The 26,179-nt window shown below is 57.4% G+C and carries 21 protein-coding genes and 1 pseudogene; 13 read left to right on the top strand and 9 right to left on the bottom strand.

All coding sequences use genetic code 11. The features are described 5' to 3' along the window. Window positions 1-22: 22 nt before the first annotated feature. The 6 genes from miaA (at window position 23) to C8N30_RS14930 (ending at window position 7,468) form a co-directional block, all read left to right on the top strand. Window positions 23-904 carry a tRNA (adenosine(37)-N6)-dimethylallyltransferase MiaA gene (gene miaA / locus C8N30_RS14905; RefSeq protein WP_025061998.1) on the top strand — a complete coding sequence of 294 codons (882 nt, stop codon included), beginning with the start codon at window positions 23-25 and terminating at the stop codon, window positions 902-904. Between the two features lie 170 nt (window positions 905-1,074). Then, window positions 1,075-1,920, top strand: coding sequence for a helix-turn-helix domain-containing protein (locus C8N30_RS14910; RefSeq protein WP_025061997.1), 846 nt, complete (start codon window positions 1,075-1,077; stop codon window positions 1,918-1,920). A gap of 381 nt (window positions 1,921-2,301) precedes the next feature. Beyond that, window positions 2,302-3,348, top strand: coding sequence for an ABC transporter permease (locus C8N30_RS14915; protein ID WP_025061996.1), 1,047 nt, complete (start codon window positions 2,302-2,304; stop codon window positions 3,346-3,348). 15 nt (window positions 3,349-3,363) lie between these two features. Then, complete coding sequence (locus C8N30_RS14920; RefSeq protein WP_025061995.1) at window positions 3,364-4,830, top strand: ABC transporter permease; 1,467 nt, start codon at window positions 3,364-3,366, stop codon at window positions 4,828-4,830. Window positions 4,831-4,933: 103 nt separating this feature from the next. Beyond that, a complete protein-coding gene (locus C8N30_RS14925; RefSeq protein WP_025061994.1) occupies window positions 4,934-7,027 on the top strand; it encodes a dipeptide ABC transporter ATP-binding protein in 2,094 nt (697 codons plus the stop codon). Between the two features lie 57 nt (window positions 7,028-7,084). After that, the gene (locus C8N30_RS14930) at window positions 7,085-7,468 is read left to right on the top strand and encodes a DoxX family protein (protein ID WP_025061993.1); all 384 of its coding nucleotides are present in this window, start codon (window positions 7,085-7,087) and stop codon (window positions 7,466-7,468) included. A gap of 4 nt (window positions 7,469-7,472) precedes the next feature. On the opposite strand, the gene C8N30_RS14935 is transcribed toward C8N30_RS14930, so the two are convergent. Together C8N30_RS14935 and C8N30_RS14940 are read right to left on the bottom strand one after the other, a co-directional pair. Then, window positions 7,473-7,892 (bottom strand): hypothetical protein, encoded by a 420-nt coding sequence (locus tag C8N30_RS14935; RefSeq protein WP_025061992.1) that lies wholly within the window; start codon window positions 7,890-7,892, stop codon window positions 7,473-7,475. Between the two features lie 206 nt (window positions 7,893-8,098). Further along, on the bottom strand, window positions 8,099-8,707 hold the full coding sequence (locus tag C8N30_RS14940) for a lytic transglycosylase domain-containing protein (RefSeq protein ID WP_025061991.1): 609 nt from the start codon (window positions 8,705-8,707) through the stop codon (window positions 8,099-8,101). A 217-nt stretch (window positions 8,708-8,924) separates the two neighbouring features. On the opposite strand from C8N30_RS14940, the gene ssb reads away from it, so the two are divergent. Further along, the gene (gene ssb / locus C8N30_RS14945; RefSeq protein WP_025061990.1) at window positions 8,925-9,446 is read left to right on the top strand and encodes a single-stranded DNA-binding protein; all 522 of its coding nucleotides are present in this window, start codon (window positions 8,925-8,927) and stop codon (window positions 9,444-9,446) included. 547 nt (window positions 9,447-9,993) lie between these two features. Here the strand turns inward: ssb and C8N30_RS14950 are convergent. From C8N30_RS14950 to C8N30_RS14960, 3 genes and pseudogenes are all read right to left on the bottom strand, one after another. Then, window positions 9,994-10,948 (bottom strand): annotated as a pseudogene (locus C8N30_RS14950) (IS5 family transposase). Between the two features lie 432 nt (window positions 10,949-11,380). Then, window positions 11,381-12,499: a 3-dehydroquinate synthase gene (gene aroB / locus C8N30_RS14955; protein ID WP_025061987.1), complete on the bottom strand. Its 1,119-nt coding sequence runs from the start codon at window positions 12,497-12,499 to the stop codon at window positions 11,381-11,383. Further along, window positions 12,496-13,089, bottom strand: coding sequence for a shikimate kinase (locus C8N30_RS14960; protein WP_025061986.1), 594 nt, complete (start codon window positions 13,087-13,089; stop codon window positions 12,496-12,498). Before C8N30_RS14960 ends, aroB begins: the two co-directional genes overlap by 4 nt. A gap of 77 nt (window positions 13,090-13,166) precedes the next feature. Here C8N30_RS14960 and C8N30_RS19425 point away from each other — a divergent pair, with 77 nt between their 5' ends. The 3 genes from C8N30_RS19425 to C8N30_RS14970 all read left to right on the top strand — a co-directional run bounded on the left by C8N30_RS19425 (window position 13,167) and on the right by C8N30_RS14970 (window position 15,896). Further along, on the top strand, window positions 13,167-13,319 hold the full coding sequence (locus C8N30_RS19425) for a hypothetical protein (protein ID WP_156949540.1): 153 nt from the start codon (window positions 13,167-13,169) through the stop codon (window positions 13,317-13,319). Window positions 13,320-13,380: 61 nt separating this feature from the next. Then, complete coding sequence (locus C8N30_RS14965) at window positions 13,381-14,922, top strand: hypothetical protein (protein ID WP_025061985.1); 1,542 nt, start codon at window positions 13,381-13,383, stop codon at window positions 14,920-14,922. After that, window positions 14,919-15,896, top strand: a complete 978-nt coding sequence (locus C8N30_RS14970; protein WP_025061984.1) for a site-specific tyrosine recombinase XerD — start codon at window positions 14,919-14,921, stop codon at window positions 15,894-15,896. Before C8N30_RS14965 ends, C8N30_RS14970 begins: the two co-directional genes overlap by 4 nt. Here C8N30_RS14970 and C8N30_RS14975 read toward each other — a convergent pair. After that, entirely contained in the window at window positions 15,833-16,651 is an 819-nt protein-coding gene (locus C8N30_RS14975) for a metallophosphoesterase family protein (RefSeq protein WP_025061983.1), read from the bottom strand. The genes C8N30_RS14970 and C8N30_RS14975 overlap by 64 nt on opposite strands. A gap of 71 nt (window positions 16,652-16,722) precedes the next feature. On the opposite strand from C8N30_RS14975, the gene C8N30_RS14980 reads away from it, so the two are divergent. Beyond that, the gene (locus tag C8N30_RS14980) at window positions 16,723-18,030 is read left to right on the top strand and encodes an HlyC/CorC family transporter (RefSeq protein ID WP_025061982.1); all 1,308 of its coding nucleotides are present in this window, start codon (window positions 16,723-16,725) and stop codon (window positions 18,028-18,030) included. A gap of 37 nt (window positions 18,031-18,067) precedes the next feature. Here the strand turns inward: C8N30_RS14980 and C8N30_RS14985 are convergent, their stop codons facing one another. Both C8N30_RS14985 and C8N30_RS14990 read right to left on the bottom strand, forming a co-directional pair. Beyond that, entirely contained in the window at window positions 18,068-20,491 is a 2,424-nt protein-coding gene (locus C8N30_RS14985; RefSeq protein WP_025061981.1) for a GcvT family protein, read from the bottom strand. Between the two features lie 109 nt (window positions 20,492-20,600). Then, complete coding sequence (locus C8N30_RS14990; protein WP_025061980.1) at window positions 20,601-21,836, bottom strand: DUF2254 domain-containing protein; 1,236 nt, start codon at window positions 21,834-21,836, stop codon at window positions 20,601-20,603. Between the two features lie 203 nt (window positions 21,837-22,039). On the opposite strand from C8N30_RS14990, the gene C8N30_RS14995 reads away from it, so the two are divergent. Both C8N30_RS14995 and C8N30_RS15000 read left to right on the top strand, forming a co-directional pair. Further along, window positions 22,040-24,457 (top strand): GcvT family protein, encoded by a 2,418-nt coding sequence (locus C8N30_RS14995; RefSeq protein ID WP_025061979.1) that lies wholly within the window; start codon window positions 22,040-22,042, stop codon window positions 24,455-24,457. Beyond that, entirely contained in the window at window positions 24,454-25,059 is a 606-nt protein-coding gene (locus C8N30_RS15000; RefSeq protein ID WP_025061978.1) for a nucleotidyltransferase family protein, read from the top strand. The genes C8N30_RS14995 and C8N30_RS15000 overlap by 4 nt, the downstream gene beginning before the upstream one ends. On the opposite strand, the gene C8N30_RS15005 is transcribed toward C8N30_RS15000, so the two are convergent. Further along, the gene (locus C8N30_RS15005; RefSeq protein WP_025061977.1) at window positions 25,052-26,155 is read right to left on the bottom strand and encodes a Hint domain-containing protein; all 1,104 of its coding nucleotides are present in this window, start codon (window positions 26,153-26,155) and stop codon (window positions 25,052-25,054) included. The two genes, C8N30_RS15000 and C8N30_RS15005, sit on opposite strands and share 8 nt — an antisense overlap. Window positions 26,156-26,179 lie beyond the last annotated feature (24 nt).

A 26,179-nucleotide genomic window follows, 5' to 3' on the forward strand; every position in this document is an offset into this window, starting at 1 on the left:
CGCAGCAAGGAGGAGCAAAGAAATGTCGCAGACTGCTCGGGCGGCCTTACTGGCCGCAATCCCTGCACAGCGCCCCGTGTTGATTGCTGGCCCAACGGCATCCGGAAAATCGGCGCTGGCACTTGCCGTGGCAGAGCAGGGTGGCGGCGTGATAGTGAATGCGGATGCCAGTCAGGTTTATGACTGTTGGCGGGTGATTTCTGCCCGTCCGTCAGCAGAGGAGGAGGCGCAGGCCCCGCACCTTCTTTACGGGCATCTGCCGCAGGATGCGCCTTATTCCACTGGTGACTGGCTGCGCGAAGTTACACAGATCATCGCGCAGGGCCAGCGGCCCATTATAGTGGGCGGCACAGGCCTGTATTTTCAGGCATTGACCGAAGGGCTGGCCGATATTCCCCAAACTCCGCCTACGCTGCGCGAGACCGGCAACGCGCTACCGCTGGGTGAATTGATCAACGCGCTGGATCCACTCACGCACAGCAAAATCGACCTCGCCAACCGCGCGAGGGTTCAACGTGCATGGGAAGTGCTGACAGCCACCGGTCGTGGCCTTGCGCAATGGCAATCTGATACGCCACCTGCCCTGTTGCCGCTTGAAAACTGCACTGCAATTGCTCTGGAGGTCGGGCGTGACTGGCTTGCGGCGCGGATAGAGCGGCGATTTGACACGATGCTCGCAGAGGGTGCGCTGGAAGAAGTGAGGATCATCGAGCCACAGTATGACCCCAGCCTGCCCGCGCATAGGGCGATCGGCGTGCCCGAACTGGTGGCTCACCTGCGTGGAGAGTTTACGATCACACAGGCCCGCGAAGCAGCAATCATTGCCACGCGGCAATACGCCAAGCGCCAACGGACGTGGATCCGCAGCAAAATGGGCGCATGGCAAAAGCTTACCTTACCGTAGTAGACAAAATCAGCACTTGCACATTTGTGCTTTATTGCCAAAATCATCGCGTAATACGCGGCGCATACTTGCCTTTTCCCGATCCCTGCCCTCTTCGCGGCCTGCCATTGCTTCTGCTTGCTACTTCAAAGTCCGCACCTCGCCATTCCCCGATCAAGGACTCCAACAATATGAGCGAACAGAACCTCAAAATTCTAACTCTCGCGCAGATGAGCGGCGGTGCAGAATGGCGACTTGGGCTAGCGCATGACCGCCCATATCATAGCCTTCTGTGGTTCACGCGAGGTCAAGGCCTCATCATGCTTGAGGGGCGCCGACGCGGCCTCGGCCCGCATAATGCGGTGTTCGTACCGGCGGGCGCCTTGTTTTCGATAGAGAGCGGGCGCCAGACGCTGGGACAGGTCGTCACAGTGCCAGTTGGCACACCACTGCGCCTACCCGATATGCCGCGCCACCTGCGCGTACGCGATTCACAGGCCCAAAGCGAGCTATCCGCACACATAGAGGCGGCACAGCGCGAACAATCGGGAATGCGCCCGCTGGCGCAGGATGCGATCGAGGCACATGCCGCGCTGATGTCGGTCTGGCTGCGCCGCCAGATCGCCCTTGAAGAGCACATCCCTCAACAACGCAGCGCTGGCGAGCGGCTTTCGCGTCGTTTTGTGCAACTAGTATCTGCCCATTATGCAACTGGTGCGTCCATGACATTCTATGCTGGCGAGTTGGGCGTGACGCCCACCCATCTGACCCGTGTTGTCAAATTGGCCACCGGAAAGACCGCTGCCGAATTACTGACCGAGCGCGTGGTGCATGCCGCACGCACCTTGCTGGAAACCACAAAACATCCGGCACGCAATATTGCGCAGCATCTGGGATTTGGCAGCGCCGCCTATTTCACGCGCTATATGCAGCAACATTGCGGTCGCACGCCCAGCCAGTTGCGCGGCACCATTCCTGCGCAAAAACGGGCGGGGACAGCTGCCCAGTCAGATACGCCGATAAATCTGGCGCGCTAGGCCCGGTCACGAGGATCGTCAAACATGCCACCTAACTCTGGCAAGGCGCATATAAAATTTGCCTAAAAGCGACATGCCACGTCGTAAAAATGCTTAATTCCGCGGCCGTAGTCATTGACGCGAGCCGTCAACTCGTGCCTCATATCAGCCTGTGATTGGCTGCCATGCAGTACAATCCCAAAACCTGCAAAGGCCCAAGCACAAGGGCCGGTATAAGACGGCCCATTAATCAAGGGTCAGGGGGGCGCTAGCGTCGACGCTGAAACAGTGGCGTCGCAGGACTGTATGGTCCCATTCCCTCCGACACATAAAAAGGGCGAATGCCCGAAAACCGCCGGACGCCGCCACACCGTCCGGACCAAACGACAGGGGCGATAATTCATGGGAATATTTATCCTCAGACGTCTGGGTGTGATGCTGCTAACGGCGCTTTGCCTGACGTTCATCGTATTCTGGCTGACGAACCTTTATCCTAACCTCGAAAAACTGGCCAAAACCCAAGGCAACTTTCGCATGAGCGATGAAGCCGTTGCTTCCTATCTCGGCAATCGTGGGTATCTGGATCCCTTGCCGATCAAATTCGGACAATGGCTGGGTGTTGCCCCCGGCTGGGTCACGGAAAGTGTCGAGGGAAACGTGACGGGCCGCTGTTTTGCAGAAGACACCCCGCCAGAGGAGCGCGACCGTTTTTGCGGTGTGCTTCAGGGCAACTGGGGACAGTCGACGGTGTTCAAGGATGATGTGGGCGCGATTGTCGCTACGCGGCTCGCACTGACGGGCAAGCTGATGTTCTGGGTTTTGGTACTGATGGTGCCATCGGCGCTGCTGATTGGTGTGCTGGCGGGGATGCGCGAGGGCTCGAAGCTCGACCGCTCGCTCTCGACTGTGTCGATCGTAAGCACCGCCACGCCTGAATACGTGTCGGGGGTCATTTTTATTGCGGTCTTTGCCTCTTCGGCTTTCGGGCTTAAATGGTTCAAGGGGTCCGCAACCTCTGCCATGGAAAGCGCGAATTTCGAGAATTTCTTTTTGCCGGTTCTGACCATTTCACTTTACGGGATGGGATATATTGCGCGGATGACGCGCGCTTCCATGACAGAGGTGATGACAGCACAATACATCCGCACGGCCCGCCTCAAAGGCGTGAGCTTTGGTAATATTGTGATGAAACATGCGCTGCGCAATGCACTGATCGCCCCGTTCACGGTCATAATGCTGCAAATTCCGTGGCTTTTGAACGGTGTGGTGATCGTGGAGACGTTGTTCAACTACAAAGGCTTCGGCTGGGTGCTAGTGCAGGCGGCGGGTAATAACGACATCGAACTCCTGCTGGCCGTGTCGGTCGTATCGGTGATTGTGGTGCTCCTGACGCAGCTCATCTCCGACATCGGCTATGTCTTTCTCAATCCACGCATTCGTATTTCTTAAGGGAGGGCAGAGACAATGGAACAGCTTACTTGGACGGGCGCACTGTCACCGCTCAATCTTTTTCTCTTCCTCGCGGTTGCGGTGATGCTGCTCGCGGTTGCATCCCAGATTGTGGCGGGCCTTGTACCCTCGGCCGGTACGCGTGCGGCCCATGCTGATGGCACCATGGCGGCCGACAAAGGGGTGTCAGGCTTGATTGGAATGGTCGCGCAATACGCGTTGCTGGTGACACTTGCGATTATCGTTCTCTACGTTGCGGCCGGAGTTTTCATGGGAACCGGCGCAGGCATTGTGGGTGGCATGTCGCGGCAGCTGCTGCCGGTCTGGATCGCGCTGACGGCGACCTTTGCGGTATCAATTACCTTTAAACGCAAGCTTGGCCTCTATGGAAAACTTTTCGACAGCACAGTTGGCATGATCGGCTTCGGTCTTGTGATGTTTTGGGTCTTCGCTGGCTTTTTTGGCGGCATGCTCGACATGATTACTACCCATGAAACCCTGAGCCAATATTCCGGCATGAAGAACAAGGTTCCCGGCACCCCCCTGCGAGGAGCGGAAGCAGGGGAGTTCGAATACTTCCTGCTCGGTGGTGATAATCTGGCGCGCGACGTCTTCAGCCGCCTGTTCAAGGGCGCGTGGGTCGTCGTTTTGATCGCACCCTTGGCAACCCTCTTCGCATTTATGGTGGGGATTACACTTGGCCTGCCTGCTGGCTATTACGGGGGGAAACTCGACACGGTGCTGAGCTTTGTCGCCAACCTCATCCTCGCTTTTCCAGTCATCTTGTTGTTTTTCCTTCTGGTCACGCCAGAAATCAGAATAACAGGTATCCCGAACTATATGGCGGCGGTGCTGTTCTTCTTTCCCATCGCATTCTTCTGCGTGCTGCTGAACTCGCGCTATTACACACAGCCATCGGTGCGCACGCCGCTGCTTATTGTAGTGCTGGGTGCGCTGTTCTGGGCATATATGTCGCTGATCAGCAATGATGGCGCGATTGTCTCGAACGACAGCTACACCCTCCCCGGTCTGCCGGCGGCGATCGACTGGATCAACATGCCCGGAGAGATACTGGTGGTGTTTGTGTCTGTGGTGTTTGTCAACGCGCCCACTGTGTTCAGGATCGTGAGGGGCCTCGCGCTGGATATTAAAACGCGCGATTACGTTGCGGCGGCCCAAACCCGTGGCGAGGGTCCGTGGTATATCATGTTATGGGAGATTTTGCCTAATGCGCGCGGACCGCTGATCGTCGATTTTTGTCTGCGCATTGGCTATACAACAATTCTGTTGGGGACGCTTGGGTTCTTCGGGCTGGGTCTGGCCTCGGAAAGCCCCGATTGGGGGACAACGATCAATGCAGGCCGGCGCTTGCTTTCGATTTATCCGCATGCGGCGATTGCCCCCGCGGTCTCCTTGCTGACGTTGGTGTTGGGGCTGAACCTGCTTGCAGATGGTCTGCGCGAAGAGAGTTTGCGCGATTGATAACAAGAGAAGCGCAGGGGCGATACTTGCGCTTTTTCAGATTATTTTGAGAAATGATGAAGTCTAGAAAGAGCGCCTGCGATTGCTCTTGGGAGAGTGGAAGATGCCGAAGACACAGTATGACGGGCCCATTCTGGAGATCGACAAGCTGTCGATTTCGTTCTTTACGCGGTTGCGCGAAATTCCGGCAGTGATGGATTTTTCTGTCTCGGTCAAACCCGGCGAGGCGGTGGGCCTTGTGGGTGAGAGCGGTTGTGGCAAATCCACTGTCGCATTGGGCGTGATGCAGGATCTTGGCAAAAATGGCCGCGTTGTCGGCGGCTCTGTCAAGTTCAAAGGTCAGGATCTGGGTGAGATGAGCGATCAGGAGTTGCGCCAAATCCGCGGCTCGGAGATCGCTATGATCTATCAAGAGCCGATGGCATCGCTCAACCCGGCGATGAAGATCGGGCGCCAGTTAATGGAAGTGCCTATGATCCATGCGCGGATGTCGGAAAAGGACGCGTACGAACGGGCCTTGATGGTGGTCACGGATGTGAAGCTGCCTGATCCCAAGCGTATTCTGAATGCCTACCCCCACCAACTGTCGGGTGGGCAACAGCAGCGTATTGTCATCGCCATGGCGTTGATGTCCGAGCCATCCTTGTTGATTTTGGACGAGCCTACGACCGCACTTGATGTGACCGTAGAGGCAGCGGTGGTCGAATTAGTAAAGGATCTGGGCAAGAAATACGGCACCTCGATGTTGTTTATCTCCCATAACCTCGGGCTGGTGCTGGAAACCTGTGACCGGATTTGTGTGATGTATTCGGGCGAAGCAGTCGAGCGCGGCTCCATCGAGGATGTCTTCGACGAGATGCAGCACCCCTATACGCAGGCGCTGTTCCGCTCGATACCACTGCCCGGTGCAGACAAAAATGCCCGCCCCCTGATCGCGATCCCCGGTAACTTTCCCCTGCCCCACGAGCGGCCGAAGGGCTGCAATTTTGGTCCGCGCTGCGATTACTTCGAGGCGGGGCGTTGTGATCGGGGCTATATCGCAATGCAGGACGTGAAGGGCAACGAGCGGCACGCTACCCGCTGTGTCAAGCACGACGAGATCGATTGGAAAGCGCCGCTGGAACTGGCGGAGGTGAAAAAGAAAGGGGAGATCGGAAAGGTCGTCCTCAAGATCGACAATCTGAAGAAATATTATCAGGTCGCAGCCAATGCCATGTTCGGTGGCGGCGACACCAAAGTGGTCAAAGCCAATGAGACGCTCAGCTTTGAAGCCCGTGAAAGCGAAACCCTCGCAATCGTTGGTGAAAGTGGCTGTGGTAAATCAACTTTTGCCAAGGTGCTGATGGGGCTCGAGACGGCAACTGACGGAACGATCACGCTGGATAACAAGGGCATCGGCGACGTGCCGATTGAAAAGCGGACAACCCAGAACGTGGCCGATATCCAGATGGTGTTCCAGAACCCTTTCGATACCCTCAATCCGTCGATGACGGTGGGGCGCCAGATTGTGCGCGCTTTGGAGATTTTCAAGATAGGAAAATCCGAAAAAGATCGCTGGCAGCGGATGCTGGAACTGCTGGATCTGGTCAAGCTGCCCCGCGAATTTGCCACACGGATGCCGCGACAGCTGTCGGGTGGGCAAAAGCAGCGGGTGGGCATTGCACGCGCATTTGCCGGTGACGCACGGATCGTGGTAGCGGATGAGCCGGTATCGGCCCTTGATGTTTCCGTGCAGGCGGCGGTGACCGATCTGCTTATGGAAATCCAGCGCGAGCAGAAAACCACGCTGCTGTTTATCTCCCACGATCTCAGCATCGTGCGCTATCTTAGCGACCGCGTGATGGTGATGTATCTGGGCCATGTAGTCGAGTTGGGCACGACTGATCAGGTGTTCAGTCCGCCCTACCATCCCTATACGGAGGCGCTGCTGTCGGCCGTGCCTATTGCGGACACAAAGGTGAAGAAAAAGCACATCGTGTTGGAGGGTGATATACCCTCCGCGATGAACCCGCCCCCCGGTTGCCCGTTCCAGACCCGATGCGGGTGGAAATCAAAAGTGGCGGGTAACCTTTGCGAAACTGAAGTACCGCCTGTGCGCATGATGGAAGGTCAGCACCAGATCAAATGTCACCTCCCGCAGGAAGAATTCGACGCGATGGAGCCGGTAATCGAGATGAGCGATGTCGCAGCGGAGTAGCCACAATGCCTTGTCAAAACGCATTAAGCGCCGTTCGGTCATGACAGGAGCGCGGATATGAAAGCCGTGTCACAAGGCGATCCGTTCGCCCGCTGGTTTGACCGGCTTGGGCGTTTCTTGATCGCGCTACTGTTTTTGCTGGGCGCGGTACAGAAGATTGTAGATCCAGTGCCGGTCATGGTGATGCTCGAGGGCGTCTACATGCCCGCGTGGACAGTCTGGCCAATAGCATTTTTCAACCTAGCTGCCGGTATATTGCTGATAATCGGTTACAAATTGCGGGTATTGGCGTTCGTGCTGGCGGTTTATTGTATGCTCACCAGCTATTTCCACTTTATACCATCAGACGGATGGCAAATGTCGATCTTTGTGAAAAACTGGGCCATCGCAGGCGGACTGCTTATTCTGGCCAGTCAGCAGCGGCCCGCGATTAGACCGTGAAGGATCAAAACAGCGGCAGATCCAGCAGAGCCGTTGCGATAACGCATGGAAAATAGGCGGCAGCAAAGAAGAAGAATGACGGGAATCGGGCGCGCATCGCACTTGCCGCGATTGCCATAACAGGACCTGCACAAAGTGCGAGAAGTGCCGGAATGACGATCATCTCGTTGTATTCGAAACCCGGACCCCAAGGCATTGCAGGATTTTCCAGACCAGCAGCAACCGTGCCACCAACCATCCCCAACACGGCGCCCATCAACATCGGTTTGATGTTGCGGCGCGCCGTGGGAGTTTCACCAACCATTGACGGGGAGCTGTACATACTTGTCGCCGTGCCACCTTCGGTGCGTGTCATATTCGAACGGCCACCACCGGAGTGGTTGTTGATCCGCGCAATCCGCTCGTTGAAGGTGTCATGGCTCATGATGCTCGCTTTCGCCTTACTCGTTACTGGTTAATACATCACGAGTTAATGGGGCATGAATTAGGCAAAAGCGGGTATCAAATAGGGCAAACAAGAGGGTAATACCCACAAATTTAAAGAAAAACTATAATCTACAGTAGGTTGAGAGCATTGGCCGGCATTGCAATCAGACAAGTTAACGCAAGGTAACCTATGTGATTATTGTGCTAACCCCGTCCCGCGATGATGCGGACATACTGCTTTGTCTCGCTGAACGGGGGAATGCCGCCATATTTCTTCACCGCACCAGGCCCTGCATTATAAGCCGCAAGGGCCAGGCGCCATGATCCGAACTCAAGATACTGCATCTTGAGGTAGCGCGCCCCACCATCCAGATTTTCATGGGGCTTTTTGGGGTCAACACGCAGATCTTTTGCAGTATCCGGCATCAGTTGTGCCAGTCCGATGGCCCCTGCGCGCGAGATTGCATTCGGGTTAAAGCGGCTTTCCTGATGCACGAGGCGCAAAAACAGGTCCTGTGGCACCCCGTGTTTATCCGCCGCTGCACGCGCCATCGCCAGATATGGGCCATTGTAACGCCCGCGATATTTTTTGACTTGGAAAGTATTGGTGCCATCGTCCCATTTGGTTGGCGTCACGACTGTGGGCGGCTGTAGTTTAGCGGAACTGTGATATTGTTTTGACGCACGTGTATCGAGAAGGTTTTTCTGTGTCGCGAACAGTTTGCTTCGGCTTTTGGAGGCGAAAATATCGGCGGAGGCCGGAGCGCCAAAGCTTATGGTCGCTGCAATGACTGCTGCTAGTGTTCTGCGCATATTGCCCCCTGCCCGTCCTCGTGACGGCTGCGCAATCATATACCAGTCCTGTCCGGCATGACCAGACTTTGTTGACTTCGCCCTATGCCTGCGCGCCCCGAAAGGGAGAAACCGCGTGTTCCCCGGTGATGATGGCGCTATAAGAGCGGCTGAATTGGTGTACCCAGATTCGGGTATCATCTAACGAAAAGTAATGCAGACCCAGAGGGAGAGCAGCATGGCCGGCTCAGTAAACAAAGTAATATTAATCGGCAATCTGGGGCGTGATCCCGAAGTGCGCAGCTTCCAGAACGGCGGTAAGGTATGCAACCTGCGCATCGCAACCTCCGAGACGTGGAAAGACCGCAATTCGGGCGAGCGTAAGGAAAAGACCGAATGGCACACGGTTGCCATCTTCAATGAAGGGCTTGTGCGTATCGCAGAGCAATACCTCAAGAAGGGCAGCAAGGTTTATATCGAGGGCCAGCTCGAGACCCGCAAATGGCAAGATCAGTCCGGTCAGGACAAATACAGTACCGAGGTTGTTTTGCGCAACTACGGCGGCACGCTGACCATGCTTGACGGGCGTGATGGTGGCGGCGGCGGCGGCATGGGTGGTGGTGGCGGCGGTTATGATGACCGTGATACCGGCGGCTATGACCAGCAAGGCGGCGGAGGAGGCTACGGCGGCGGTCAGTCTTCTGGTGGCGGTAATTCCGGTGGTGGATCGCGCGATCTGGATGATGAAATTCCCTTTTAGTAGATAGACCCGAATACCGGTAATTTTGATGAAATTAACTGTTTACAGACAATAAATTAGATTTGATTCTTTCGTAGACTCTTCTATCGAAGGATTTTGATTTGTGAGCAGTGCTGCAGACCGGTATTTTTCGTTCGTTTGAACGCATCTCAGACCAGATGGCGAGCGCCTGCCCCTTGTATTTGAGGCGGCAGGCGCTCCTGCCTATTACCCCACTTTTCTGATCTTAGACCGTCGCGCGAGAAATGCAGCGTCCGGAACACTCGAAAGGGTTGCCCACGATCTTATACATTTAGGTCAGGTCTTGGCTTTTGAATATCTCGACGACATTTATGTACGATTTTCAAGAAGCCACTATTTTGATGCAACCGAGATAGACGCAATCGCTCAAACAAGCTCGGTGACCACCCCGGCATTAAGGCGTCTGAATAACGCTAAAGTAACACTCGCTCGGCGGGCCCAAGGCTTCGCGAAGAGCTACTATGTTAGCAACAGGCTTTATTGCACAAATCGGCCTGATGTCGGTCTTCCCCTTACCCAGACGGATTTAGCCTACGGCTACAGTACGGGGTATGCCAAAAACTGTGAAGCCGTTGAGGATCGCGGCGCGGATCTGGACCTCTGCAACCAGACGCTCGAAGTCGCGCGCCGAAAGGCGCTGGCCAAGCAGTTTTACACAATGCATCCACTGACCGACAGGGCATCGCTTGCGATGTCCCGAGAGGTTTCGTTTCGACGCGACTCCGGCGGTAATACCCGGTCAGGTTTCGCCACAGAGAGCGACCCAGGTACTTTGAGGATCGCACCGCTTCGTTGCGAGCTCTGGCGCCTGGTGTATTAGGCTTCCACATCTTGGCAGTCTTGCGCGGCGGGATGGCGGCATGCGCATTGCGGGCTGCAATCGCGTCATAGCATTTGCGTATGTCGTAAGCACCATCGGCAGTGACGCTGCCAAGCTCCTGATCCGGAGCGATCTGACTGAGCAGGTCGGGAAGCATCGGCGCATCCTTTTGCCCGGCAGGCGATTGCAAAGCAATCTGCCGAGAGGGGCCAATGCTGCTGCTCGTGACCTCGATCGCACGTATCTCCTGCGCCTCCTCATCAATCCCGATGTGGATCTTGCGCCATAGGCGGCGTTTGGAGCCTCCATGCTTGCGAGCGTTCCACTCGCCTTCACCTTCAGCCTTGTTGCCTGTGCTATCCACCAATAGGTGCAGCGGCCCAGCTGATCCCTTATAAGGGATAGCGACGGCCAATGCCTTATGACGCCGACACAGGGTGCTGAAGTCAGGGACAGACCAGTCAAGCCCGACAAGCTTGAGCAAGCTTTCTACGAACCCCGTTGTCTGCCTCAACGGCAAACCGAACAGGACCTTCAGGGTCAGGCAGGCGTGAATGGCCTGATCACTGTAGGTTTGTTGACGTCCCCGTCGGCCAGAAGATCTCGCCTCCCACGCCATCTCAGGGTCGAACCAGATCGATAACGATCCGCGCCGCTGCAATGAAAGGTTATACCCTGACCAGTTCCGGGTCTAGTATGTCGTCGGTGTCCAGGGGCGGTAATGGCACCTGCTACCACATTGGATTCAGGCAGTGAATCTCTTCAGGAGGCGATTTGTGCAACAAAGCCCATCCACTAACACATACACTTAAAGTTATCATCTAATTATTCTGCTTTAGAAAAAGCTTGCTCTGATCCGCATCCAATCGCTTGAATGGGCGGGTCAGGCAAAACTTCCTTAAAAAAACGCACGGCAGAACCGCAGACATAATATGCTGCGGTTCTACCTATTTGGCAGTGCCGGTATCCTATTTTACCTTACGCTACATGTCCTTGGGGCGTACGCAACTTGCGTTGATATTGCTAGATCTTCGAAAGGCGTGAGTTGGTCGCCTCTAGACGTTGACAATAGTAAGCAGCCGATCGGCTCCGCCTAACGTCCGCGAACTGACAGTGCTTCTGCCAATAGCGCCAGCACATCTGCCATCGCCACCTCGCCGGAGACAAAAGAAGTGCCAATGCCCCGCGAAAGGATGAATCGCAACTGGCCTTCGACCACTTTTTTATCCTGCCCCATAAGCGCCAGCAGCGCCTGAGCATCGGGCAATTCGCCCTCAATATCCGACAAGTCAACTTTCATACCCATTGCACGCAGATGTGCGCGCACGCGGCTTGGGGCCTCTTGCGCGCACAGACCCATCCGCGACGACAACTCGAACGCCAGCGCGCACCCGATGGCAACCCCCTCACCGTGCAGCAGACGATCAGAGTATCCGGTCGCGGCCTCTAGCGCGTGACCGAAAGTATGTCCGAGGTTCAGCAAGGCGCGCTCACCCTGCTCTGTCTCGTCACGCACGACGATATCTGCCTTCATCTGGACTGAGCGACGCACGGCCTCGATTCGCGCCTCACCGCTCCCCTCGGTCAGTGCGGTGCCGTTTTCTTCGAGCCAATCAAAGAAGTCCGCATCCCCCAGCAGGCCATATTTGACTACCTCGCCATAGCCTGCGAGAAAATCCCGCGGGGCCAGCGTGCCCAGCACAGATGTATCGGCCAGTACCAGCGACGGCTGGTGGAACGCGCCCACAAGATTCTTGCCGTGGCGCGTATTGATCCCCGTCTTACCCCCTACCGAACTGTCGACCTGTGCCAGCAGCGAGGTGGGAATTTGCACAAATCGCACGCCGCGTCGCAGGGTCGCTGCGGCGAATCCGACCAGATCACCGATCACCCCGCCGCCAAAGGCGACAACGACATCGCCGCGCTCGATCTGCTGATCAAGCAGCCATTCGACGCAGCGCATAAGTTCCGCCCAGCATTTTGTCGCCTCGCCCGCCGGAAGGGTTAACGCCTCGACGCGGATACCTTGTGCGGCGAATCCGGTGCGCAACGCGTCAAGGTGGAGGGCGGCTACATTTTCATCGGTTATAACAGCAACGCGGGCGCGTTTAAGCAGCGGCGCCACCTGCGCACCGGCCTGCCCCAACAGCCCCGGCCCGATCTGAACATCATAGGCGCGCCCCGGCAGGGCGACATGCACACATGCGTTCATTGGACTTCTTCCATCACATCGGGCCGCGTCAGCAGCGTGTCGATTACCCGTAGCGCCATAGCATCAATCGAAAGATCCGGCGCACAGGTAACCTTAAGCTCGGCCAACCGGTAAACCGGCGTACGGGCAGCAAAAATCTCAGCGAGCGTGGCGCGGGGATTGGCGGTCCGCAGCAAGGGCCTCGTATCTTTGTGGCGCACACGCGCCCACAACAGATCCAGCGGTGCATCAAGCCACAGCGCAACGCCCTTTTTGCTGATGTTTTCGCGGTTGACCTGAGCGAGATATGCACCGCCTCCGGTAGACAAAATTCCGCTTTGTGTTTCCAGAAGCCTACGGATCACCTCAGCCTCGCGCTTGCGGAAAAAAACCTCGCCGTCGCGCTGGAATATCTCGGGGACCGACAGGTTCGCGGCGGCTTCGATCTCGGCATCACTGTCCAGAAACGGCACCGAAAGTTTGACGGCAACCGCACGGCCTACTGCCGTCTTGCCAGCACCCATCATACCCACCAAGGCCACCGTCTTTTTCAGACGGAAGCGGCGGGCCGGTCGGCGGATGTCAGCCGTGGATGGATCATTTTCTCGCATTTGTATCTGAATGACGTGATCTTACCGGAAAGGCCATATATAGTTTCGGAAAATAATAGCAAATCGGGCAAAATTTCATGTTGGGCAAACTCTTCAAGCTTCTGTTTATCCTTGCGATTCTCGGATTCATCGGACTTGTGGGCTTTGCCTACCTCGGACCTGAGCTGGGGTTCGACTTCGCCCCCCCCGCGCAAGAGGTCCGGATGCCCGTGACATTACCGGGGCAATAGGATGGCGGGACATCAGTACTGGCGGGCACTACGAACTGTTTGTGTAGGGCTGCTATTGCCAATGGCACATGGCGCATATGCACAGACAGCAGCGCCCTTGTCGGTTATCGACTGGCTAGACAATCCTGTTCCCTTGGCCGAAATGCCCCGCGCGCCTGCTGTCAAACCCCAGCAAAAAATCGAATCCATTGATGAGCCTGCGGTCACCGACACGGGCACGGCCCCGCAGATCACCAGCCGTCCCCTGACATCAGCAGCCCCCATGATGGTCGGGCTGGCCCCTATGGCGATGACCGGTATGCAGCCTGATCTGTGGACCGGCAGCGATGTCGACAGTCTGGTGCGCCGCATTGCATCCCTACCCGATCTTGATCTGCCCGCCGCAAACGCGCTGCTGTTCACCGTACTTCTGGCCGAGGCGAATGCCCCTTCAGGCGGCGATACCGCTCAGGACACCCTGACAAAGGCGCGGGTTGGCAAACTGATGACGCTGGGCGCCATTGATCCCGCACTTGCCCTGATAGAGCAGGCTGGCGCGGCTACGTCACCGGTGCTGTTTGACCTTTGGATGGAACTGAGCCTACTGGTCGGGACCGAAGATGACGCCTGCGGAGCGCTATCCCGTGCTCCCCGCCTGACCGATAATACCGCCACCAAGATATTTTGCGCCGCGCGGAGCGGCGATTGGGACACAGCAGCTTTGACGTTCAGCACCGCCTCCGCACTGTCTTTAGTGCCGCGCGAAACGCTTGACGTGCTCGACCGGTTTCTCAATCCGGACCTCTTCGAGACTGCCCCGCCCCTGCCCGCGCCGCGCGAGATGGATCCGCTCACATTTCGCCTCTTTGAGACTATAGGAGAGCCACTGCCAACCGGCCCGCTGCCCCGCACCTATGCCTTTGCCGATCTGCGCGACATCACCGGTTGGAAGTCTCAACTGGAGGCGGCAGAGCGTTTGACCCGCGCCGGAGCACTGCCCGAAAACCGCCTGCTGGGTTTATACACCGATAGAAGAGCAGCCGCATCGGGCGGCATATGGGACCGTGTACGCGCTGTACAAATGTTTGACGCCGCGCTGGCGAGTGCCGATGCACAAACTGTCGCCAATACACTGCCCGCTGTCTGGCGTGAAATGAAAAGTGCAGAACTTGAGGTCAGTTTCGCCACCTCCTTCCAGGAGCGTTTGAGCGCAATCACCCTTAGTGGCGAGGCGGCCATAACGCAGGCCCGCATCGGCTTGCTGTCCCCCGCCTACGAGAGCACTGCCACTGCAATGGCCAGCGATATTAGGCTGGGCGAGGATACCGAACTGATCCGCGCGGTTGCAGGCGGTGAAGTGTCAGGGGAAGCGCCGTCAACCCCGCTGCCTCGCGCGATCCACGATGCATTTTCGTCCCCCACACCCAATGCAACATGGGTCGGCATGGCACAATCCGGCCAACTGGGTGAGGCACTGATCGCCACACTCGATGCACTGCGTGATGGCGCACGCGGCGATTCGCGTGCATTACGCGAGGCCCTTGGTACCCTGCGCGCCCTTGGACTTGAGGATACAGCACGGCGCGCATCGCTCCAGATCCTCCTGCTTGAGCGGACCCCATGAGCGAGCGAAGCCCTTCGGGCTGGATTTCGATGTTTCTGGAAGCACAAGCCGCCGAGCTGGGAGCTGCAACAAACACGCTGTTGGCCTACGGGCGCGACCTAAAGGATTTTGACGGCTGGCTGGCGCGCCGCGGCACCGGCTTTGCGGATGTGGCGCGCAGCGATGTTGAGGATTACCTTGTGTATTGTGATGCTCAGGGTTTCGCAAAATCTACCCGTGCGCGCCGGCTGTCGGCAGTGAAACAACTCTACCGCTTTGCCTTTGAGGAGGGATTGCGCAGCGACAACCCCGCCATCCAGATCAGCGGCCCCGGACAGGACAAACGCCTGCCAAAGATCCTGTCGGTCGAGGAGGTTGACCGCTTACTGTCCGCTTCCCGCAGTCTGGGGCGAAACGATACCGATCGCGTGCGCAATACCTGCCTGATGGAGCTTTTGTACGCCACCGGCATGCGGGTAAGCGAACTGGTCGGCCTGCCTGTGAGTGCAACACGCGGCGATCCCCGTTTGCTGCTGATCCTCGGCAAAGGCGGCAAGGAACGCATGGTACCACTGTCGCCCGATGCCCGCGAAGCGCTGGCACTGTGGATTCGAATGCGCGACGGGACCGAGGCACAAAATGCCGCACTAAAAAAACCGGCCTCTAAATACCTGTTCCCATCCCGTGGTGCGGAGGGCCACCTGACGCGTCACCGCTTTTATCTGTTGATAAAGGAAATCGCCGTGGCTGCCGGTGTGGATCCGTCCAAAGTCACGCCACACACCCTGCGTCACGCTTTTGCAACCCATCTGCTGGCAGGCGGCGCCGATTTGCGCGCGATCCAGACGATGCTGGGACATGCCGATGTCGCAACGACCGAAATATACACCCACGTCCTCGAAGCGCGCCTGTCAGAGCTGGTGTTGGAGCATCATCCCCTGTCGGCATCTGCAATCCGCAAGGCGGATGGCAAAACATCTTCGGACGGCCAATAGCCCCGCAAAAGCGCATCGCGATAATCTGCCGGCAAATGCGCCGCATCCATATCGGCGGCAGCCGCCGCTGCGTCATAATCAAGTGTCTCGATACTGAACGCGCCATTGCGCATCTGGGCAAACCGCGTCTGCGCCGCACCGTCATGGGGCGGCATACCGATCACACCCGCATTCATCCACTGCCCGCGTGCCGTTTGGCGCATAAAAGGCAGGCCCGAATGCCCAGCAATCACACCATCGAGGGGGCCTGTCACGGCTTCCAGCGCCGTCCACTCCGCCTCGAACACCTCCGCTGTATCTGTCTCCCAGATAAAGCGCGCAATATCGCGCACCCCGCCGTGCAAAACCCCGTACCGTTTGCCGTGATGGACAAAGCTCAGCGTATCGGGCAGGCCCGCCATCCACGTCCGGTCCGCCGCGCCAAGCTGCGACTGCGCGAACGCATACCACGCAACGCTGAGACGGTCACAGGTCGTTCCCTCCTCAAAGCCGCAACCGCAATCAGCAGCACTCTGGGCCAACTGCATCTCGCAATTGCCTGCCAGTACTGCACAGCCCGACGCGCGCACCGCCGCAACGCACGACAGCGGCGCACCGCAATAGGCGACAATATCACCGGTGCAGATCACATGATCAGCCGCAATGCCCCTCAAGCGCGCCTGCGCCAATACCGCCTGCGTGGCCTGCAAATTGCTGTAAGGCCCGCCAAACAGCAGCACATCTCCGTCCAGCACGCCCAAATCACGATGTTTCATGTGCACGCCTCCTTGATTGCGGCAGGGCATAACCCCATAACAGGTCCAGTCACCCAAGGAAGGTTTCCCACATGGATTTGCCACAGGCAACGATAGATGCATCGTTCTGGATTTCAATTTCGATCATCTTGTTTCTTCTTATCCTGTCGGGATTTTTCTCGGGATCGGAGACCGCCCTCACGGCTGCGTCGCGTGGCAAATTGCGCGTGCAGGCCGATAAGGGGTCTGCGGGTGCACAGCGCGCGCTGAATATCACCGAAGACAACGAGCGGTTGATCGGATCGGTGCTGCTGGGCAACAACCTCGTCAATATCCTTGCGGCCTCGCTTGCGACTGCGCTTTTCACGCGGCTGTTCGGTGAAAGCGGTGTCGCGCTTGCGACACTGGTGATGACGCTGCTGGTGCTGATCTTTGCCGAAGTGCTGCCAAAAACCTATGCGATCACCAATGCCGAGCGCGCAGCGGCGCTGGTATCAGGCCCGATCAGGATTGTCGTTCTGGTGTTCTCCCCTGTGGTGAGTGTGGTGCGCCTGCTGGTGCGCACAATGTTGCGCATTCTGGGTGTTGCGGTTGACCCCGACATCAACATCCTTGCCGTGCGCGAAGAAATCGCGGGTGCATTGCAACTGGGCCATTCCGAAGGGGTCGTCGAAAAGGAAGACCGCGACCGCATCCTTGGCGCACTCGATCTGCGCGACCGTGTCGTGGAGGAAATCATGCTCCACCGCTCGGGCATCGAGATGATTGATGCTGGCAATGATCCATCCGATATCCTTGAGCAGTGTTTACGCTCCAACCACACCCGCCTGCCGATCTATCGCGACGATCCCGAAAACATCATCGGCGTAATCCATGCAAAAGATTTGCTGCGTGCGATGTATAAACTCATAGCCGGCACAAAAGACGGCGCTGCCGCGCTCAAGGAATTTGACATCGCGGATGTCGCGATGGAGCCCTATTTTGTGCCTGAAACCTCAACACTGGACGAGCAGATGCGCCAGTTCCTGCATCGCCGCACGCATTTTGCGCTGGTGGTCGATGAATACGGAACCTTGCAGGGGCTTATCACGCTCGAAGACATTCTCGAAGAAATTGTCGGGGAGATTACCGACGAGTTCGATCCGCTGGCCGATCACGGTGTTAAAACCGACAGCGATGGCCAGTTCTTGATCGACGGGGCAATGACGATCCGTGATCTTAACCGTGCAAACGACTGGAACCTGCCCGATGACGAGGCCAATACCGTGGCCGGTCTGGTCATACACGAGGCGCAGATGATCCCGACCCGCGGTCAGGTGTTCTTGTTCCACGGCTTTCGCTTCGAGGTACTGGCGCGCGAAGGGAACCGGATTACAAAACTTAAAATGCGGCCTCTTTGACAGACAGCCACCGCACCAGCACAGGCATCACATCCGTTCAGGCGCGCAACCGTGCGCCGTCCGGATCAAAGGGTGGTTCTGCCAGAACGGTAGCCCGATGCGCGACCCCCAACACCATTACCTCCACGCTGTCGCCTGCCACGACCCCTTTGGCATAACCCAGCGCGAGCGACATGCCGACACTGTAGCCATAGGCACCGGAGGTCACACGCCCGATGCCAACACCATCCTTGAAGATTGGCTCGCCGCCGCTTGCATCCGCGTTCGAGGCATCGGTTTGTGCCGCGTCGAGCGCCAGAATGACCATCGTCTCACGCGCCGGTTTCGCCATTGTCTCCGCCACGGCTGACGCGTTCAAAAATTCCTTTTTCATTTTGCACAGCCGCGAAAGGCCAACCTCCTGAGGCCAGTATTCAGGGCTATACTCGCGCCCCCACGAGCCATAGCCTTTTTCGATCCGCAGGGACATCAACGCACGACTGCCGACGGGTCCCGCGCCCACGTCCTCTCCCGCAGCAATCAGCGCAGCAAAAAGGGCGGGCTGGTCATCCACATCACAGTGCAGTTCCCATCCGAGATCACCGGTAAACGACACCCTGAGCGCAAGGCAGGACACACCGCCCGCCTCAATGCGGCGCGAGCGCATGAACCCGAAATCAGCCGTCTTTAACGAGGTATCCGTAATTCGCTGCAACAGCGTACGGGACTGCGGGCCCGCGATATTAAAGCCGCACATCGCGTCCGTGCGGCTTTCAAAATATGTCCCCTCAGGCAAAGGTACCTGCCGGAAGAACCGCTGGTGATAACGCTCTGCCATGCCCGAACCGATGATCCAGAACTCATCCCCGGTCAGACGGGTAACCGTGAAATCGCCCGCGATGCCGCCCCGCTTCCCGATAAGGGGCGTAAGACAGGACCGCCCGACCTCAGTTGGCATGTGGTTTGCGAAAACGGCGTTCAGCCATGCCTCGGCACCCGGTCCGCGGCACTGGTATTTGGCGAAATTAGAAATGTCGATAATGCCCGCCTTCTCCCGCAGCATGCGGCATTCGGCACCCACAACATCCCACCACGGCTGTCGGGTAAAACCATGGGTCTGGTCCTCGGCCCCTGCTTCAGTCCCGTAATACAGTGGATGCTCCCAGCCAGAGTTCAGGCCAAAAACCGCGCCCATCTCCTTTTGTTTCTCATAGACTGGGCGCACACGGGCGGGTCGTCCTGCACTGCGCTCCTCACCCGGAAAATGGATTTTAAAGCGGTTGGCGTATTGGTCGCCAACGCGGGCCTTGGTAAAAGCCTTGTCTGCCCAATCCCCGAACCGCGCCACATCCCATGCGAACATGTCATACCGGCTTTCGCCCGTTACGATCCAGTCAGCCGCGAGCAGGCCCATGCCCCCCGATTGGGAAAAGCCCGGGATGATGCCATTACAACAAAAATAATTGCTAAGCTCCGGCACCGGACCGAACAGCACGTTTGCATCGGGCGTCCAGATCATCGGGCCGTTTATCACCCGCTTGATCCCTGCCGTACCAACAGCAGGGACACGGGCAATAGCGCGTATCATGTTCTCCTCGATCCGCTCTAGATCATCGGCAAACAACTCATGCCCAAATCCTTGCGGCGTGCCATCTTCAGCCCAGAACCGCAGGTTCTTTTCATAAGCACCGACCAGCAGCCCCTTACCCTCCTGTCGCAGGTAATACTCACCGTCACGGTCCGCAACCGAGGGCAGCCGCCGGTCCATGCCTGCGATCTCCGCGATTGTTTCAGTTACAAAATACTGATGCTCGGTCGGTTGCAACGGCAGGGTGATACCCGCAAGTGCGGCCACCTCACGCCCCCACAGCCCAGCCGCATTCACAACCCACTGCGCCGCGATATCGCCCTTGGTGGTCCGTACAATCCATGAGCCATCGGACTGTTGTTCCGTTCCTGTGACAGGGCAAAAGCGGATGATTTCGGCCCCGTTCTGGCGCGCGCCCGCAGCATAGGCATTGGTCACGCCCGAAGGGTCCACATTACCGCCGTTCTCCTCGAACATAATACAGCGGATGCCGTCATAATCGACCAGCGGATGCAGCGCCTCGGCCTCGGCGCGGTCAACTTCGCGGAAGGGCAGCCCATAGTATCTGGCTTTGGCAGCTTGCAACCGCAACTGGTGCTCGCGCGCCTCCGTCTGCGCCAGATAGAGCGAGCCGGGCTGGAACACGCCACAGCTTTGGCCTGTCTCGGCCTCAAGAGTATTATACAGATCCATTGTGTAATTCTGGATCCGGGTAATGTTGTTGTTGTCGTGCAGACCGTGAATGTTGGCCGCTGCATGCCAGGTGGAGCCTGACGTCAACTCGTCGCGCTCCAGCAAGACAACGTCTGTCCACCCCAGCTTGGTCAGGTGATACAGGATTGAGCAACCGATGACGCCGCCTCCGATAATGACAGCTTGGGCATGGGTGCGCATGGCAAAGTTCCTGAAATCAGCAAATACTACTATACGTGCCGCGTAGGTCAGCGCACCGGATGCCCGTCAGCGACATCGATCGTCGCAGGCGGATCATGTTCTGCTATTATCAGTTTTGATCCATCTCCAGTGATCGGTCCGCAGAGTTGCGCAAAACATCGCGGTCCGGCGCAAAAGGAAGCGCTTCGATCCCGCGCTGAAGTTCGGTTCTGGCGAATTTCTTCGTAGCTTCGCGCAGACCCTTGTCGGGGTGTTGCATCAAACCGCTTAAAATTTGTTGTAACCTTTGCTGCACTTCAAGCGTGCTGGCACCGTCACGCGACAGTGCCCCGAACCCGTCGCGCAACAGTTCGTTAGGATCAAGAGGACGGACATGCAGGTTTTCGAGGACTTCGTCGGGGGTGGTTTCTGTCTCGTCCTTATAGTTGGACAATATCCGCCCGATGCGGGTAATCACGTCAATTGCAGTACCGGGGTCATTCACGCCGGGTGAAAGCGCTTTTGAGCCCACCTCCCCCATGACGATCAAACCAAACCGCGGATCCTGATCGTAGGTACGCAGATCTCCAATCACCAGCGCCTCTCGGACGCTCTCGCGCAGGTCGTCCAAATCAACATCATCGCCCTTCTGGTGCACATGCAAAAGGGCCGCGTTAAGAAAAACAAAGCTGCCGATGTTCTCGGTCAGGTACAAATCCACGTTATAATTTTTTGCGACCGCATTCAGGGCTTCGGGGTAGATGTGCTGGATGTAGCCACTTTCCCAAGCTTTGATAACGCGGGTGTTATCCGGCAAATCGCCGGTCAACGGGCGCGCACCCAGACAGGGCTGCGACAGACGCTCCTTGAACTGATCACGTGTCGTCTCCTCGATCTGGCGGGTGATGTCGATCAGCTGTCCAAACCCTTGCAAATGCAAAACCCAGCGCACCAGATAGACAACGATGACAGTCAAAACCGCCACAGTCATCCAGAACAGTACAAAAGCATGCTCATCGTCATAAACGCCAGTCTCGCGCAGGATAATTCCCAGCAACGAATACACGTAGGCTCCGATAAAGACCGCCAGAGTGTTCTGGGTACTCCGGTCTTGCATGATGAGGCGGTGTATCCGCGGCGTCCATTGCGAGGACGAGGATTGATAGACCGAAACCATGACCGTGATCGAAAAAATCGTCACCGATAACATCGCGCTGGCAATGATGTTCAGCAGACGGTCAGCAGAAACGCCGGTCACGCTCTGTGCCAACTCTTCGGGCACAAGCCCTTCAATCAGCTGGCTCATCCCGATGGCACCAAAGGCCAGCAACCCCATAAGCATCACGCGCACCCAGAGTTTGCGCATATAATAGCGCGTCTTTCTCAGTATCGTTGAAGGCAGGCTATCGAATAAATCAGCTAATTTTTTCATATTCCGAGAATAGCACGTCGCATGCGCCCTGCCACCCCAAGTCTACTATTCGTTTCCGACAAAATCTGTCGCAAAACAACTTGCCCCCAAGACTATGATACCATTTTCTAGGGTCAGCCATTCCGGAGTTTATCGACATGAAAACCACCACCCGCGTTGCAGTCATAGGGGGCGGTGTTGTTGGCGCTTCGGTTCTGTATCACCTCACAAAACTGGGCTGGTCTGATGTGGTGCTGCTCGAACGCTCGGAGCTGACATCGGGTTCGACATGGCACGCTGCGGGAGGCTTTCACACCCTGAATGGTGATACCAACATGGCCGCACTTCAGGGTTATACCATCAATCTTTATAAAGAGTTGGAGGAGATCACGGGCATGTCGTGCGGTTTGCACCATGTGGGCGGCGTGACCCTTGCCGATAATCAGGACCGGTTCGACATGTTGGTAGCAGAGCGGGCCAAGCACCGCTTTATGGGTCTCGAGACCGAGATCGTGGGGCCGGAGGAGATTGCAAAGATTGCGCCTGTTACCAATCTCGACGGAATAATCGGCGGGCTTTATGATCCTCTCGACGGGCATCTTGACCCTTCGGGCACCACCCATGCCTATGCACGTGCCGCAAAAATGGGCGGCGCGACGATCGAGACGCACACCATGGTGACCGAAACGAACCAGCGACCCGACGGTACATGGGACGTTATCACAGACAAAGGCACGATCCACGCCGAGCACGTGGTAAACGCAGGTGGTCTGTGGGCACGCGAAGTGGCGGCCATGGCGGGCGTCTATCTCCCCCTGCACCCGATGGAACATCAATATATCGTCACCGAGGAAGTGCCGCTGATCCGCGAGATGATGCAGGATGGTCGCGAGCACCCGCATGTGATGGACCCCTCCGGAGAAAGCTACCTGCGTCAGGAGGGTATGGGCCTGTGCATCGGTTTTTACGAGCAGACATGCAGGCCGTGGGCCGTGGGCGGGACACTGTGGAGTTTCGGGCAAGACCTGCTCGCAGATGATTTCGATAAGATCGAGGACAGCATTAATTTCGCTTACCGCCGCTTCCCCGACCTCGAGCGCGCGGGTGTGAAAAACGTAATCCACGGGCCGTTTACCTTTGCCCCAGACGGCAACCCGCTGGTCGGTCCAGTGCCGGGCTTGCGCAATTACTGGTCAGCCTGCGGTGTCATGGCAGGCTTTTCCCAAGGAGGCGGCGTGGGCCTCACCCTTGCGCAATGGATGATTGAGGGCGAGCCGGAGCGTGATGTTTTCGCTATGGATGTGGCGCGCTTCGGCAAATGGATCTCCCCCGGCTACACTCTGCCCAAGGTAATCGAGAATTATCAAAAACGCTTTTCCGTAAGCTACCCGAACGAGGAATTGCCCGCCGCGCGCCCGCACCAGACCACGCCGATGTATGACATATTCACCAAGATGGGCGCCGTCTGGGGACAGCAATTCGGGCTCGAAGTGCCCAATTATTTTGCGCAGGGCGATGAACCGACCTATGAGACGCCCTCCTTCCGCCGCTCAAACGCCTTTGACGCAACGGGGCGCGAGGTGCGCGCTGTGCGGACGGGTGTGGGCATCAACGAGGTGCAAAATTTTGGCAAATATCTGGTGAAGGGACCCAATGCGCGCAACTGGCTCGACCGGATCATGGCGGGCCGTGTGCCCTTACAGGGGCGGCTCTCGCTCACACCGATGCTGTCGCCCAAAGGGCGGCTGATCGGGGATTTTACACTGTCCTGCCTCGGGGATGAGCTGTTCCAGCTTACCGCTTCATACGGCGCGCAGGACTATCACGGCCGCTGGTTTGCGCAAAACCTTGATGAGGGCGTCACAGTCGAGAACATCTCTGACCGGCGAACAGGCTTCCAGATCGCGGGACCAAAAGCGCGCGAACTGCTGCAAGCCTGCACCCTATCGGATGTGGGCGCGATAAAATTCCTCGACGTAGCGCAGATGTGCGTGGGGATGACCAATTGTCTGGTGCAGCGCGTGAGTTATACCGGCGATTTGGGCTATGAGATTTACTGCGATGCGATGGCACAACGCCAGCTTTGGCGCACGTTGTGGGAGGCGGGGCAACCGTATGGTATTACGCCTTTCGGAATGCGGGCCATGATGTCGCTACGGCTCGATAAATTCTTTGGCGCGTGGCTGTTGGAATTCGGGCCGGATTATACAACTGCTGAGACCGGCTTGGACCGGTTCATCAGCTTCAAGAAAAATGCGGATTTCATTGGACGTGCGGCGGCAGAGGCCGAGCGCGCAATCGGCACGGCGCGCAAGCTGGTAGCCTTCGAGGTTGATGCGCTGGACGCAGATGTGCAGGGATACGAGCCCATTTGGCAGGCTGGCAATGTTATCGGTTTTTGCACGTCGGGGGGGTATTCCCACTATGCGCAGAAATCAGTCGCACAAGGATTTGTGCCAACCTGTCAAGCCGCCGAAGGGCTGATGGTGGAGATCGAAATTCTGGGTCAGAGGCGGCCTGCCCGTTTGGTCACAACGCCGTTGTTTGATGCAGACGGCGCGCGGATGCGCGGATGAGTAGTGTCGCGATTATCGTCCTCGCCGCCGGGAGTTCCTCGCGGATGCGCGGGCGTGACAAACTGATGGAAGAGGTAGAGGGGAAGCCTCTGCTGCGCCGTACGGTGCAGCGGGCGCTGGGACACGGCGCGCAGGTGGTGGTCGCCCTGCCCTGCGCGCCGCATCCGCGCTATGAGGCACTTGCGGGCTTGGGAGTCGTCTCCGTTCCGGTTGCCAATGCTGCCGAAGGGATGAATGCAAGCTTGCGCGCGGGCTTGCACGCTATCGACGCGGATGTACAAGCGGTGATGGTTCTGCTGGCAGACATGCCCGACATTACTGCACAAGATATTGCGGCTGTCCTGCAAGCGGTTGATTCAGAGGGTGAAACACGGATTTGGCGCGGAACAACCGCATCAGGCGATGCGGGTCACCCCGTGGTGTTCCATCATAGCGTTATACCACAACTTGCCGCCCTCCAGGGGGACGGCGGTGGTAGTGAAGTCGTCAAACAATATCGCGACCGGACCGCCTATATTCCACTGGAAGCGTCCCGCGCCCGCACTGATCTGGATACGCCCGAAGCGTGGGACGCATGGCGCAAGGCGCAATCGCTCAGTTAACCAGCAGCGCCGCCTCATGCGCCTTTACACTGCGCCGCGCAGAGGCGTAGCTTTTGATGCCCGCTTCGGTAGCCAACTCTGGAAACAGCTCAAACAATTCGGTGCGCTGTGCATTCCCCACACCTGCCAGTGATTGCAGCCCCGGTTGGAAGCTCTCACTCCATGTCCCATCCGACAAGATTACCTCGTGCTGGTCAAACATCAGGTGAATATACGTGACATCAATCTCGTCTACGACTGTTACGCCCGCCAGACCTGTGAGGTGCTTTGCAGCCACCAGCACTTCGCGCTCCTCGAAATAAAGGGCGGTTTTGTCGTTGGCGACCAACATGCGGTGGTTGGGCGATACCATCATGTCCCGCTCCGGCAGATCATTGCCAAGCGCGCCTTTGGCGATCAGGATCGGTGACAGGTGCGCCTTGTCGCGCAGATCCTTGGCGGTCAGTGCGACACGCCCGATCCAGCGAATGTTTTGTAGTCCGTTGTCGCGCGTAATAACGCGGTCACCCAGCTTAAGCTCCTCAACTGCGACTTCGCCGCGCGGCGTGGCAATGCGGGTGCCAGGGGTGAAGCAGGGTACAACCTTTTCGATATTGGAAAATACGATACGGCCTGCGTCGTTCGCGTCAGCATCCAGATAGTTGACTGTGCCGTTTTCGCGGTTATCGGGGTCGCGTGTGATGGTATAACTGCCACCTTCTGGAATTGAGCCCTCAAGGTTGATGCGGTCGAAATCAGCATCACCGCCCTCGCCGCCGTCGATCACATCACCTGCGGTTACATTGTAAAAGATGTCGCGACCCGCGCCACCGGTCATCGTGTCTGCGCCTGCACCACCGTTGAACAGGTTGTTCCCCTCGCCGCCCAGCAATACATCGTCGCCCGCGCCGCCAAACATGTCGTCGTCGCCTGTGCCGCCTACCAGAGTGTCCGAACCATCACCGCCGAACATGAGATCGTTGCCGTCTTCGCCCTGCAATTCATCATTACCGGCACGACCATCAATTGTGTCATTACCTTCACCACCGGCAATCAGATCGTCTTCATCCGTGCCGGGAATACTGTCCGCAAGATTAGTTCCAAAAATATCAGGCATCACAACATCCTCCGAAAAAACGCC

Source organism: Sulfitobacter guttiformis (genome assembly GCF_003610455.1).
GTDB classification, from domain to species: Bacteria; Pseudomonadota; Alphaproteobacteria; order Rhodobacterales; family Rhodobacteraceae; genus Sulfitobacter; species Sulfitobacter guttiformis.

Bases quoted from the DNA above. Each gene is read 5' to 3' on its own strand.
- C8N30_RS14995 (WP_025061979.1), top strand. From the start codon at position 22,040: ATGAAAACCACCACCCGCGTTGCAGTCATAGGGGGCGGTGTTGTTGGC.
- C8N30_RS14920 (WP_025061995.1), top strand. From the start codon at position 3,364: ATGGAACAGCTTACTTGGACGGGCGCACTGTCACCGCTCAATCTTTTT.
- C8N30_RS14935 (WP_025061992.1), bottom strand. From the start codon at position 7,892: ATGAGCCATGACACCTTCAACGAGCGGATTGCGCGGATCAACAACCAC.
- C8N30_RS14985 (WP_025061981.1), bottom strand. From the start codon at position 20,491: ATGCGCACCCATGCCCAAGCTGTCATTATCGGAGGCGGCGTCATCGGT.
- C8N30_RS15005 (WP_025061977.1), bottom strand. From the start codon at position 26,155: ATGCCTGATATTTTTGGAACTAATCTTGCGGACAGTATTCCCGGCACG.
- ssb (WP_025061990.1), top strand. From the start codon at position 8,925: ATGGCCGGCTCAGTAAACAAAGTAATATTAATCGGCAATCTGGGGCGT.
- C8N30_RS14965 (WP_025061985.1), top strand. From the start codon at position 13,381: ATGGCACATGGCGCATATGCACAGACAGCAGCGCCCTTGTCGGTTATC.
- C8N30_RS19425 (WP_156949540.1), top strand. From the start codon at position 13,167: ATGTTGGGCAAACTCTTCAAGCTTCTGTTTATCCTTGCGATTCTCGGA.
- miaA (WP_025061998.1), top strand. From the start codon at position 23: ATGTCGCAGACTGCTCGGGCGGCCTTACTGGCCGCAATCCCTGCACAG.
- C8N30_RS14975 (WP_025061983.1), bottom strand. From the start codon at position 16,651: ATGAAACATCGTGATTTGGGCGTGCTGGACGGAGATGTGCTGCTGTTT.
- aroB (WP_025061987.1), bottom strand. From the start codon at position 12,499: ATGAACGCATGTGTGCATGTCGCCCTGCCGGGGCGCGCCTATGATGTT.
- C8N30_RS14930 (WP_025061993.1), top strand. From the start codon at position 7,085: ATGAAAGCCGTGTCACAAGGCGATCCGTTCGCCCGCTGGTTTGACCGG.
- C8N30_RS14960 (WP_025061986.1), bottom strand. From the start codon at position 13,089: ATGCGAGAAAATGATCCATCCACGGCTGACATCCGCCGACCGGCCCGC.
- C8N30_RS14970 (WP_025061984.1), top strand. From the start codon at position 14,919: ATGAGCGAGCGAAGCCCTTCGGGCTGGATTTCGATGTTTCTGGAAGCA.
- C8N30_RS14925 (WP_025061994.1), top strand. From the start codon at position 4,934: ATGCCGAAGACACAGTATGACGGGCCCATTCTGGAGATCGACAAGCTG.
- C8N30_RS14910 (WP_025061997.1), top strand. From the start codon at position 1,075: ATGAGCGAACAGAACCTCAAAATTCTAACTCTCGCGCAGATGAGCGGC.
- C8N30_RS15000 (WP_025061978.1), top strand. From the start codon at position 24,454: ATGAGTAGTGTCGCGATTATCGTCCTCGCCGCCGGGAGTTCCTCGCGG.
- C8N30_RS14940 (WP_025061991.1), bottom strand. From the start codon at position 8,707: ATGCGCAGAACACTAGCAGCAGTCATTGCAGCGACCATAAGCTTTGGC.
- C8N30_RS14980 (WP_025061982.1), top strand. From the start codon at position 16,723: ATGGATTTGCCACAGGCAACGATAGATGCATCGTTCTGGATTTCAATT.
- C8N30_RS14915 (WP_025061996.1), top strand. From the start codon at position 2,302: ATGGGAATATTTATCCTCAGACGTCTGGGTGTGATGCTGCTAACGGCG.
- C8N30_RS14990 (WP_025061980.1), bottom strand. From the start codon at position 21,836: ATGCGCAAACTCTGGGTGCGCGTGATGCTTATGGGGTTGCTGGCCTTT.